Origin of the sequence: Arenimonas sp. (genome assembly GCF_019459675.1) — a bacterium.
Classification (GTDB): Bacteria; Pseudomonadota; Gammaproteobacteria; order Xanthomonadales; family Xanthomonadaceae; genus Arenimonas.
In genome coordinates, this window is record NZ_JAIBFH010000282.1 from 1 (window position 1) to 11,502 (window position 11,502).

An 11,502-nucleotide genomic window follows, 5' to 3' on the forward strand; every position below is an offset into this window, starting at 1 on the left:
AAAAAACCCCGCGTCCACCCCCCACCCCCGCCGGCTCTATTATCCCCCCGCGGGCCCGCTGGGGGCAAATCAATTACCCCCCACGACTCCGCGCGACACCAGCGACAGCAGGTACTCGCCGTAGCCGCTCTTGGCCAGCGGCTGCGCCAGCGACTGCAGCTGGGCATCGTTGATCCAGCCGTTCTCCCAGGCGATTTCCTCCGGGCAGCACACGCGCAGGCCCTGCCGGGCCTCGATGGTCTCGATGAAGTTGGACGCCTCCAGCAGCGACTGGTGGGTACCGGTATCGAGCCAGGCGTAGCCGCGGCCCAGCGGCTCCAGGTGCAGGCCGCCTTCCTCGAGGTAGCGGCGGTTGAGGTCGGTGATCTCGAGTTCGCCGCGCGGCGAGGGCTTGAGCTCGGCCGCGAAATCGCTGGCGCGACTGTCGTAGAAGTACAGGCCGGTGACCGCGTAGTTGGACTTGGGCTGGGCCGGCTTTTCCTCAAGGCCCACCACTTTGCCGGTGGCGTCGAAATCGGCGACGCCGTAGCGCTCGGGATCGCGGACCCAGTAACCGAACACCGTGGCGCCCTGCTCGCGCGCACCGGCGCGCTGCAGCAGCTTGGTCAGCCCGGTGCCGTGGAAAATGTTGTCGCCCAGCACCAGGCAGCTGGGCTGGCCGTCCAGGAACTCGCGGCCAATCAGGAACGCCTGGGCCAGGCCATCGGGGCTGGGCTGCGCCGCGTACTGGATCTGCATGCCCCACTGCGAGCCGTCGCCCAGCAGGCGCTTGAACAGCTCCTGTTCGTGCGGCGTGTTGATGATCAGGACTTCGCGGATGCCCGCCAGCATCAGCACGCTGAGCGGGTAGTAGATCATCGGCTTGTCGTACACCGGCAGCAGCTGCTTGCTGACCGACTGCGTGATCGGGTACAGCCGCGTGCCGGAGCCTCCGGCCAGGATGATTCCCTTGCGTGCCATGTCAGGACTCCTGTCCGATGCGCTCAAGCCGATAGCTTCCGTCCAGCACGCGACCGACCCAATCGCCATGGGCGAGGTACCAGTCGACGGTGGCGGCCATGCCCTGTTCGAAGCTGACGGTGGGCTGCCAGCCCAGTTCGCCCTGGATCTTGCCCGCGTCGATGGCGTAGCGGCGGTCGTGGCCGGGGCGGTCCTTGACGAAGGTGATCTGCGATTCGCGCGGCAGGCCGTCGGCGCGCGGCGATCGGGCGTCGAGCAGCGAACAGATGGTCTTCACCACGTGCAGGTTCTCGCGCTCGGCGTCGCCGCCGACGTTGTAGGTTTCGCCCACGCGACCGGCTTCCAGCACGCGGCGGATGGCCGCGCAGTGATCGGTGACGAACAGCCAGTCGCGCACGTTCAGCCCGTCGCCGTAAACCGGCAGCGGGTCGCCGGCCATCGCCTTCTGGATGATCAGCGGCACCAGCTTTTCCGGGAACTGGTAGGGACCGTAGTTGTTCGAGCAGTTGGTGGTGAGCACCGGCAGCCCGTAGGTGTGGTGGAAGGCGCGCACCAGGTGGTCGGACGCGGCCTTGGACGCCGAATACGGCGAGTTGGGCGCAAACGGCGTGGTTTCGGTGAACTTGCCGGTGTCGCCCAGCGAGCCGTACACCTCGTCGGTGGACACGTGCAGGAAGCGGAAGGCGGCCTTGGCCGCGCCTTCCAGGCTGCGCCAGTAGTCGCGCGCGCACTCCAGCAATGCGAGGGTGCCCACCACGTTGGTCTGCACGAACGCGGCAGGGCCGTCGATCGAGCGATCAACGTGGCTTTCGGCCGCGAAATTGACGATGGCGCAGGGCCGGTGCTCGGCCAGCAGGCGCGCCACCAGCGCGGCGTCGCCAATGTCGCCGTGCACGAACACGTGCCCGGCATCGCCGTCCAGGGAAGAAAGCGTATCGAGGTTGCCGGCGTAGGTCAGGGCGTCGAGGTTCACCACCTTGACGCCGCGCCGCACGGCGTCGAGAACGAAATTGCCACCTATGAAACCGGCGCCGCCGGTAACCAGCCAAGTCTGCATCACTGCTCCGGGTCAGTTGCCCTGTATGAACCGCGTTGGGGGGAGTACGCGAACGCGGGCAGCGCGATCAGAACGGGATGTCGTCGTCCGGGAACGGTTCGTCGTTGCGGGCCGGGGGCGCGGACGAGCCGCCGCCGGAGCGCGAGCCGTAGTCGCCGCCGCCGCGCTGGCCGCCGCGATCGCCACCACCGCTGCGATCGCCGCCACCGCCGCCGCCGGACGGACGCGCCGGGCGCTCGCTGCGCTCACCGCCGCCGCGCTGGCCACCACCGCCACCACCACCGCCGCCGCCTTCACCCATGCCGCCCAACATCTGCATCTCGTCGGCGATGATGTCGGTGGCGTATTTCTCAACGCCGTTCTTGTCGGTGTACTTCTCGGTGCGCAGGGAGCCCTCGATGTAAACCTGGCGGCCCTTCTTGAGGTATTCGCCCATGATCTCGGCCAGCCTGCCGAAGGCCTTCACGCGGTGCCACTCGGTGCGCTCCTGCTGGTTGCCGTCCTTGTCCTTCCAGCTTTCGCTGGTGGCCACGGAAATGGTGGTGATGGCGCTGCCGGACTGGGCATAGCGCACCTCGGGGTCGTTGCCGAGGTTTCCGACCAGGATCACTTTGTTGATGCCGCGGGCCATGGCGCTTCCTTGGATGGGTGGGTGGTGGGCCGACATTGGATTATAGCCAGCTCCCGCCCACTCGGCCCCAGCCCCGGTAAAACGTAGGAATTCCAATCATTTACCGCTAAGCGTCGGCCTTATTCCGGTCAAGCATCGCCTGATGACCAGCCATCAGTGGTGCCCCGACGCGAATCCCCCTAGCTTCGCCGTGAATCATGTCGACCCCGGGGGCCCGTGCGCCGTGCGAGTCCCTTCCACCCTGGCCCGGTTCCCCGCTAACGTCACACCTCCCCGCCCCCGTGAACCCCTCCACGCCAGGACCTACCCATGCACCGAACCGCAGCCACCCTGCTGGCCAGCGTCCTGACACTTGCCGCCGGCCCCGCAGCCGCCAAGGACGTGACCCTGCTCAATGTGTCTTACGACCCGACGCGCGAGTTCTACTCGGAACTCAACGCCGAGTTCGCCGCTGACTGGAAGTCCAGGACCGGCGACACGCTGCAGGTGCAGGCCTCGCACGGCGGCTCGGGCAAGCAGGCGCGGTCAGTGATCGACGGCCTGGAGGCAGACGTGGTGACGCTCGCGCTGGCCTATGACATCGACGCCATCGCCGACAAGGCCAAGCTGCTGCCGGCGAGCTGGCAGTCGCGGCTGCCGCACAACAGCTCGCCCTACACGTCCACCATCGTGTTCCTGGTGCGCGAGGGCAACCCGAAGGGCATCCGCGACTGGGGTGACCTGGCCAAGCCCGGTGTCTCGGTGATCACGCCCAACCCCAAGACCTCGGGCGGCGCGCGCTGGAACTATCTCGCCGCCTGGGCCTGGGCCAGCGGTGAGTACCGGGAAAGCGCCAAGGTGCTGGACTACCTGACGCGACTGTTCGCCAACGTGCCGGTTCTGGACACCGGCGCGCGCGGCTCCGCCACCACCTTCGTCAACCGGGGCATCGGCGACGTGCTGCTGGCCTGGGAAAACGAAGCGCACCTGTCCCTGAAGCAAGCGGGCGGCAAGGGCTTCGAGATCGTCATACCCAGCGTAAGCATCCTGGCCGAACCGCCGGTGGCGATCGTGGACAAGGTGGTGGACCGCCGCGGAACGCGCGACGTGGCCCAGGCTTACCTGGACTTCCTGTTCACCGACCGCGGGCAGCAGCTGGCCGCCAAGCACTTCTACCGCCCGGCGCTGCCGGGGAAAGTGGATGCGGCCGCGCTGGCGCTGTTCCCCAAGGTGCCGCTGGTCACCATCGACGGCGCCTTCGGCGGCTGGAAGAACGCACAGAAGGTGCACTTCGACGATGGCGGCACCTTCGACCGCATCTACCGCACGGGACGCTGAGCCGTGGCACGAGGCCTTGCCGCCAGCCTGCGCCAGTCCGGGCCCCTGCCGGGGTTCGGGCTGACGCTCGGCCTCAGCCTGGCCTGGCTGGGCCTGATCGTGCTGCTGCCGCTGCTGGCGCTGGTCTGGCACGCCGCAGGCCTGGGCCTGGCCGGCTGGTGGCAGGTGCTCAACGACGAGCGGGTGATGCTGGCGCTGAAGCTGAGCTTTGGCACCGCGCTGGCGGCGGCGCTGTTCAACGTGGTGGCGGGTGGACTGATTGCCTGGGTGCTGGTGCGCTATCGCTTCCCCGGGCGCAGCCTGGCCGACGCGCTGGTGGACCTGCCCTTCGCGCTGCCCACGGCGGTGGCCGGCATTGCGCTGACGGCGCTTTACGCCGGCAACGGCTGGCTGGGGCAGTGGCTGGAGCCCATCGGCCTGAAGGTGGCCTATGCGCCGCTGGGCATCGTCGTGGCCCTGGTGTTCATCGGCCTGCCCTTCACCGTGCGCACGGTGCAGCCGGTGCTGGAGGCGCTGCATCGCGAGCATGAAGAAGCGGCGGCGTCCCTGGGTGCGGGGCGAATCACCACGCTGTGGCGAGTGGTGCTGCCGCAGCTGCTGCCGGCGATGGTAACGGGCTTCTCCCTGGCGTTCGCGCGCGGCGTGGGCGAGTACGGTTCGGTGATCTTCATCGCCGGCAATCTTCCCTATGTTTCCGAGATCGCTCCGCTGCTGATCGTGATCCGGCTGGAAGAGTTCAACTACGCCGGCGCGACGGCGGTGGCGACGCTGATGCTGGGCCTCTCCTTCGTGATTCTGTTCGCCATCAACCTGCTGGAAAGGAGGCTTGCCCGTGGCCAGCGCACCTGACGTCTTCCGTGACCCGACGGTCGAACCGGCGTGGGTGCGCCGCCTGCTGGTCGGCGCGGCCATGGCCTTGCTGGGCCTGCTGGTGGTGCTGCCCCTGGCCGTGGTGATCGTCGAGGCACTGCGGCAGGGCTGGCTGGCCTATGCCGCGGCCGTCACCCAGCCCGACACGCTGTCGGCCGTGCGGCTCACCCTGTTGGTGGCGGCCATCAGTGTGCCGGCGAACGCAGTTTTCGGCGTTGCGGCAGCGTGGGCGATCACCAAGTTCACCTTCCCGGGCAAGCGCCTGCTGCTGACGCTGATCGACCTGCCCTTCTCGGTTTCGCCGGTGGTGGCGGGACTGGTGTTCGTGCTGCTTTTCGGTGCGCATGGCTGGTTCGGCGGATGGCTGCGCGAGCACGAGATAAAGGTGATCTTCGCGGTGCCCGGCATCGTGCTCGCGACCATCTTCATTACCTTCCCGTTCGTGGCGCGCGAGCTGATCCCGCTGATGCAGCAGCAGGGACCGGACCAGGAGGAAGCCGCCGCATCGCTGGGCGCAAGCGGCTGGACGATGTTCTGGCGCGTCACCTTGCCCAACATCAAATGGGCGCTGCTGTACGGCGTGCTGTTGTGCAATGCGCGGGCGATGGGTGAGTTCGGCGCGGTGTCGGTGGTGTCGGGCCATATCCGCGGCCTCACCAATACGCTGCCGCTGCAGGTCGAGATTCTCTACAACGAATTCAGCTTCGCCGCGGCGTTCGCGGTGGCCTCGCTGCTGGCGCTGCTGGCGCTGGTGACGCTGGGCCTGAAGATTTGGCTGGAATGGCGCCACGGCGACGCGCTGGCGCGCCGCGCCCGGGGACACTGAAGGAATCCGCATGGACATTCGCATCGAAGGCGTGGGCAAGCAATTCGGGGACACCGCCGCCCTGCATCCGGTCGACCTGGCGATTCCGTCGGGGCAGCTGGTGGCGCTGCTGGGCCCGTCGGGCTCGGGCAAGACAACACTGCTGCGGCTGATCGCGGGCCTGCTGCCGGTGGACGACGGCCGAATCCTGTTCGGGCCCGACGACGCCACGCGGCTGTCGCTGCGCGAGCGGCGGGTGGGCTTCGTGTTCCAGCACTACGCGCTGTTCCCGCACCTGAGCGTATTCGAGAACATCGCGTTCGGCCTGCGCTGCAAGCCGCGGTCGCAGCGCCCGGACAAGGCCGGCATCATCCGCAAAGTAGAAGAACTGCTGGCCCTGGTGCAGATGTCGGGGCTGCGCAACCGCCTGCCAGACCAGCTGTCGGGCGGGCAGAAGCAGCGCGTGGCGCTGGCCCGCGCCATGGCCATCGAGCCCACGGTGCTGCTGCTGGACGAGCCCTTCGGCGCCCTGGACGCCAAGGTGCGGGTGGAACTGCGGCGCTGGCTGCGGCGCATCCACGAGGAAACCGGCTTCACCACCCTGTTCGTCACCCACGACCAGGAGGAAGCGCTGGAGCTGGCCGACCGGGTGGTGGTGATGAACGCAGGGCGGATCGAACAGGACGGCGCTCCCGGGCAGGTGTATGCCGAGCCCGCCACGCCCTTCGTCTACGACTTCCTGGGCCGCAGCAACCAGCTGCTGGGGGCGGTCCAGGACGGCCAGTTCCAGGCGTCGGCAGGCGCTTCGGGGCTGCCGGCTCCGGGCACGGCGCCCGGGCCGGCCACGCTGTTCACCCGGCCGCACGACATCGACGTGGTGCCGGCCGGCCAGGGCATCGCGGCCGTCGTGACGGAGGTGCGAAAGCTGGCCGGCCGCCTGATCCTGGAGGCACGCCTGGCCGGGCAGGCGCGCTGCGTGGAAGTGGACCTGCCCTCGGGCGACGGCCCCACGCCCCGGCGCGGCGAACCGGTGGGGCTGTCACTGCGCCGTTATCGGGTGTTCGCCGCGTCCGCCGGCTGAGACCTGCGCGGACATCCCGCTATAATCAGCGCATGTCAGCCTCCGCACACAGCGCCACCCTGCCCGGAATCGCCCAGATCCAGTCGCTTGCCGCAGGTGAGATGGAATCGGTGAACCGGCTCATCCGGAGCCGCCTGGCGTCGGACGTGCTGCTGATCAACCAGATCTCCGAACACATCATCGCCGCCGGCGGCAAACGCCTGCGGCCGATGCTGGCGGTGCTGGCGGCGCGCGCGCTGGGCAATACCGGCGCCGGGCCGCACCAGCTGGCGGCCATCATCGAATTCATCCATACCTCCACCCTGCTGCACGACGACGTGGTGGACGAATCCGACCTGCGCCGCGGCCGCAAGACCGCCAACGCGCTGTGGGGCAACGCGCCCAGCGTGCTGGTCGGCGACTTCCTGTATTCGCGCAGTTTCCAGCTGATGGTCGAACTCGATTCCATGCCGGTGATGCGCGTGCTGGCCGACGCCACCAACCAGATCGCCGAAGGCGAAGTGCTGCAGCTGCTGCACGTGCACAACCCCGACACCGACGAAGCCACCTACCTGCGCGTGATCGAGCGCAAGACCGCCGTGCTGTTCGCGGCCGCCACGCGCCTGGGCGCGCTGCAGGCCGGGGCATCGGCGCAGGTGCAGCAGCAGATGCACGACTACGGCATGAACCTGGGCCTGGCCTTCCAGATCGCCGACGACGTGCTGGACTACACCGCCGACGCCGCCACGCTGGGCAAGAACCTGGGCGACGACCTCGCCGAAGGCAAGGCCACCCTGCCGCTGATCCACGCGATGGCGCACAGCAGCGCCGCCGTCCGCGCGCGCCTGCGCGAAATCGTCGAAGCGGGCGACGCCTCGGCCATGCCCGAAGTGCTGGCGGCCATCGGCCACACCGGCGGCATCGGCTACAGCCAGCAGCGCGCTGCGCACTACGCCGCGCTGGCCGAACGCGCGCTGCACGGGCTGCCCGACGGACCCTGGCTGCAGGCGCTGCGCGGCCTGGCGAGCTATTCCACCACCCGCAACCACTAAGCGCGCCCTCCGCGCACCTGGCCGATCGCGTGCAGCGCAGCGGCAGGACTACCTACGCTGGCGCGCTGCCTGCATGGCCACCAGGCGCGAGATCACCAGGGCGATGTAAAGCACACCCAGCATCTGCTGGATCATCACCAGCGACCGGGCCTGGTTGCTCACCGGCGTGATCTCGCCGAAACCGACGCTGCTCAGGCAGGTGAAGCTGAAATAGAGCAGCTCCCACCAGCCGGTGCGGCCATCGGGATCGTTGGCAGGATTGATGTAGAACGCACCGGGCGCGAACGTTTCCACGAGGGCGTACAGGTAGGCGAACACGAACGCCATCAGCACGTAAAGGCCCGCCGCTGCGAACAGCTCGTCCAGCGTCATGATGTCGTCGCGAAGCACGTAGCGCAGCAGGCAGACCACCACGAAGCCGTGGAACGCCGCCTGCGTTATCAGGTTGGCCGGCACCAGCCACGGCGACGGGAAGAAGGCCGCCAGCATGTGCAACACCATCGCCGGCCAGACCAGCAGATAGCCCAGCCGCGCCTCGGGTCCACTGGCGCGCGCTGCACGCAGCGCCAGCAGCAGCACCACCAGGTCGAACACGGCGATGGCCGCGCGACCTCCCCGGTACGGCTCCAGGAACGGATACAGCACCACCAGCACGATCAGCGACAGCAGCAGCCAGGCGTTGGGGAGTCGCGCAAGCCGATGCAGGAATACCATCGCCATGTCAGCGCAGCAGCACCAGCGTGGCCAGGCCCAGGAACGAGAAGAAGCCCATCACGTCGGTGACCGTGGTGAGGATGACGCCGCCGGCCAGGGCCGGGTCCATGCGCATGCGCTTGAGCGTCAGCGGCACCAGCACGCCGGCAACCGCCGCCGACAGCAGGTTGATCACCAGCGCCGCGAAGATCACCAGCGCCAGCTGCCAGTCGCCGAACCACAGCCACGTGGCCAGGGCGACGACGCCGCCGATCAGCAGGCCGTTCATCATCGCCACCCGCGCTTCTTTCCACACCAGCGCATTGGCGTTCGACGCGCCCACCTGGCCCAGGGCCAGGCCGCGCACCATCAGCGCCAGCACCTGGGTGCCGGCGTTGCCGCCCATGCCGGCCACGATCGGCATCAGTACGGCCAGCGCCACCAGTCGGTCGATGGTGCCTTGGAACTGGCCCACCACGCTGGCGGCGAGGAACGCCGTGCCCAGGTTGATGCCCAGCCAAACCACGCGGCGGCGGAAAGCGCGCACCACCGGACTGAACAGGTCTTCGTCCTCGTCCACGCCCGCGGCGCTGAGCGCCTGGTGCTCGGCTTCGGCGCGGATGATGTCCACCACGTCGTCGATGGTGATGCGGCCAAGCAGGATGTTGTTCTCGTCCACCACGGGCGCCGTGATCCAGTCGTGGTCGGAGAACTGGGTGGCCACTTCGGTGTCGGACGTGTCCACGGTGATAGCCGGCTGCTCGTCGTCAATCAGCTCGTTGATGGGCGTTGACGAGTCGTGGATCAGCAGCGAAGCGATGGCCACGCGGCCCAGGTACTGGTGCCGGCGGCTGACCACGAAAAGATGATCGGTGTGCTCGGGAATCTCGCCGCGCAGGCGCAGGTAGCGCAGCACCACGTCCACGGTGACGTCGGTGCGCACCGTGATGACGTCGGGGTTCATCAGGCGGCCGGCGGTGTCTTCGCCGTAGCTCAGGACCTGTTCGAGGCGCTCGCGGTTCTCGCGGTCCATCGACTTCAGGACTTCCTCGATCACCGTGTCGGGAAGGTCCTCGGCCAATTCGGCCAGATCGTCGATGTCGAGGTCTTCGACCGCGGCGATGATTTCGTCGGGGTCCATCTCCGCCAGGAGGCTTTCGCGCACGTCGTCGCCGACGTGCACCAGCACCTCGCCGTCGTCCTCGGGATCCACCAGGCCCCAGACGATGCCGCGCTTGGTGGCCGGCAGCGACTCGAGCAGGTTGCCGATTTCGGCCGGCGACAGGCTGTTCACCAGGCGGCGCACCGGGCCCAGGCGGCCGGTGTCGAGCGCGTCCGACAGCATGCGCAGCTGGCGCGCGGTCTTGTCGTGGCGGACGGCTTCAGCCATCAGTTCGCTCCTGGGAAGGCGACCGTATTATGCGGGCGCGAGCCACGGCCGCCTACCGCCGCGTACTTCCAGGCGCTCAGGCCTTGCCTTGTTCGACCAGGGTCAGCGCGACCTTGTCGCGCAGGTAGGCCGGCTCGAGTTGGTCGGGCGCAATGGCTTCGCCCCGCGCGAACGCGTCGGCCGCCAGCCGCGCAAGATCGGCCGCGCGTGGCAGTGTGCTGGCATCGAAGTCCTGCAGCGCGTCGCCCAGCTGCGTCACCAGGGCGCCGGCTTCGGCCGAGTATCCGGTGCCTACGCCGTACACGGGCTGCACGGGGCGCAGGGCCTGTCCGGGGGCGATGATCCGTTCGGGGCCCGCCGCCAACACGCGGCCATCGCCCGAGCGCGTGAACTCGCCCAGGTACACCTCGCCCATGCGGGCGTCGATGGCGGCCAGCACCCGTTCGCCGCGACCCTGCATGGCCAGCACCGCCAGCGTGGACACCGGCAGCACCGGGCGGTCCAGCGCCAGCGCCAGCCCCTGCACGATGGCGATCGCCAGCCGCACGCCGGTGAAGGCGCCAGGCCCGCGGCCCACTGCAATGGCGTCCAGCTGCGACTTGCGCAGCCCGGCCCGCGCCATCAGTTCGTCGGCCCAGGGCAGCACCAGCTGGGTGTGCCGCCGCGGCGCCAGTTCGTGGCGCGCCATCACTTCACCATCCACGTACACCGCGACCGAACAGGCCTCGGTGCTGGTCTCGATGGCCAGCAGCTTCAAGCGCGGCGCCTGCGATGGGGTCATGGCCAGTCCTCGCCGATGGCTTCGGCCGTCGGTGATTGTGTCGCAAAGAACGCCTGCACGTCCTCGACGCTGCGGGTGCGCGGGAACGGCGGCAGGCTGTCCAGGAACAGGCGGCCGTAGGATTTCCCGACCAGGCGTGGATCGCACAGCACCAGCACGCCGCGGTCAAGGTGGCTGCGGATCAGGCGGCCAACGCCCTGCTTGAGGGCGATCACCGCCTGCGGCAGCTGTTCGTCCCGGAACGGGTTGCCGCCGTCGCGGCGCACGGCGTCGAGCTTGGCTTCCAGCACCGGATCGTCCGGCGCCGCGAACGGCAGCCGGTCGATCACCACCACGCTCAGCGCCTCGCCCGCCACGTCCACGCCTTCCCAGAAACTGGCGGCGCCCAGCAGCACGCCGTTGCCCGAGGCGCGGAATTGTTCAAGCAGCGTGTTCCGGGGCGCGGTGCCCTGCACGAACAGCGGCCACGGCGAGTCGCGCAGCTGCTCGGCGGCTTCGCGCAGCGCACGGTGCGAGGTGAACAGCAGGAACGCGCGCCCCCTGGAGGCTTCAAGCACGGGCCACACCGCGTCAAGCATCGCGCCCAGGAAGTCGCGGCTGTTGGGTTCGGGCAAGCCGCGCGGCAGGTAGCACAACGCCTGATGCGCCCAGTCGAAGGGACTGGGCTGCAGCAGCTCGCGCGGTTCATCCAGGCCCAGCCGCTTGCCGATGTGCCTGAAGTCGCCCGCCACCGCCAGCGTGGCCGACGTGAATATCCACGCCGCCCGACTCTGCTCGCGATAGCGCCGCAGCGGTCCCGACACGTCCAGCGGCGTGCGCTGCAGCACAAACCCCCGCCCCGAAACCTCAAACCACCGCACGGCAAGAACGGGGTCCCGGGGGGTGG

General features: G+C 68.8%; 12 protein-coding genes. 5 read left to right on the forward strand and 7 right to left on the reverse strand.

The annotated features are described in order from the left end of the window. Nucleotides 1-69: 69 nt before the first annotated feature. From rfbA to ssb, 3 genes are all read right to left on the reverse strand, one after another. Entirely contained in the window at nt 70-960 is an 891-nt protein-coding gene (gene rfbA / locus K0M70_RS09405) for a glucose-1-phosphate thymidylyltransferase RfbA (RefSeq protein ID WP_290781586.1), read from the reverse strand. A 1-nt stretch (nt 961) separates the two neighbouring features. After that, entirely contained in the window at nt 962-2,017 is a 1,056-nt protein-coding gene (gene rfbB, locus K0M70_RS09410; protein WP_290781588.1) for a dTDP-glucose 4,6-dehydratase, read from the reverse strand. 67 nt (nt 2,018-2,084) lie between these two features. Beyond that, complete coding sequence (gene ssb / locus K0M70_RS09415; RefSeq protein WP_290781589.1) at nt 2,085-2,648, reverse strand: single-stranded DNA-binding protein; 564 nt, start codon at nt 2,646-2,648, stop codon at nt 2,085-2,087. Between the two features lie 309 nt (nt 2,649-2,957). Between ssb and K0M70_RS09420 the strand changes: the two genes are divergently transcribed. Genes K0M70_RS09420 through K0M70_RS09440 form a run of 5 tightly spaced genes read left to right on the forward strand, consistent with a single transcriptional unit; the run spans nt 2,958 to nt 7,752 of the window. Then, nucleotides 2,958-3,965, forward strand: a complete 1,008-nt coding sequence (locus tag K0M70_RS09420) for a sulfate ABC transporter substrate-binding protein (RefSeq protein WP_290781591.1) — start codon at nt 2,958-2,960, stop codon at nt 3,963-3,965. A 45-nt stretch (nt 3,966-4,010) separates the two neighbouring features. Continuing rightward, a complete protein-coding gene (cysT, locus tag K0M70_RS09425; protein WP_290781600.1) occupies nt 4,011-4,814 on the forward strand; it encodes a sulfate ABC transporter permease subunit CysT in 804 nt (267 codons plus the stop codon). Continuing rightward, nucleotides 4,798-5,661, forward strand: coding sequence for a sulfate ABC transporter permease subunit CysW (gene cysW / locus K0M70_RS09430; RefSeq protein ID WP_290781592.1), 864 nt, complete (start codon nt 4,798-4,800; stop codon nt 5,659-5,661). The genes cysT and cysW overlap by 17 nt, the downstream gene beginning before the upstream one ends. 10 nt (nt 5,662-5,671) lie before the next feature. Next, nucleotides 5,672-6,721 (forward strand): sulfate/molybdate ABC transporter ATP-binding protein, encoded by a 1,050-nt coding sequence (locus K0M70_RS09435; protein ID WP_290781594.1) that lies wholly within the window; start codon nt 5,672-5,674, stop codon nt 6,719-6,721. Nucleotides 6,722-6,753: 32 nt separating this feature from the next. Then, nucleotides 6,754-7,752 (forward strand): polyprenyl synthetase family protein, encoded by a 999-nt coding sequence (locus K0M70_RS09440; RefSeq protein ID WP_290781595.1) that lies wholly within the window; start codon nt 6,754-6,756, stop codon nt 7,750-7,752. Nucleotides 7,753-7,800: 48 nt separating this feature from the next. Here the strand turns inward: K0M70_RS09440 and K0M70_RS09445 are convergent, their stop codons facing one another. The 4 genes from K0M70_RS09445 to K0M70_RS09460 all read right to left on the reverse strand — a co-directional run. Further along, nucleotides 7,801-8,472: a potassium channel family protein gene (locus tag K0M70_RS09445; protein ID WP_290781597.1), complete on the reverse strand. Its 672-nt coding sequence runs from the start codon at nt 8,470-8,472 to the stop codon at nt 7,801-7,803. Nucleotide 8,473: 1 nt separating this feature from the next. Next, nucleotides 8,474-9,835: a magnesium transporter gene (gene mgtE / locus K0M70_RS09450; protein WP_290781598.1), complete on the reverse strand. Its 1,362-nt coding sequence runs from the start codon at nt 9,833-9,835 to the stop codon at nt 8,474-8,476. Between the two features lie 76 nt (nt 9,836-9,911). Beyond that, nucleotides 9,912-10,592 (reverse strand): tRNA (adenosine(37)-N6)-threonylcarbamoyltransferase complex dimerization subunit type 1 TsaB, encoded by a 681-nt coding sequence (tsaB, locus tag K0M70_RS09455; protein WP_290781601.1) that lies wholly within the window; start codon nt 10,590-10,592, stop codon nt 9,912-9,914. A gap of 20 nt (nt 10,593-10,612) precedes the next feature. Continuing rightward, nucleotides 10,613-11,502: ATP-dependent DNA helicase (locus K0M70_RS09460; protein WP_290781599.1), on the reverse strand; the 890-nt coding region annotated here is incomplete at its 5' end.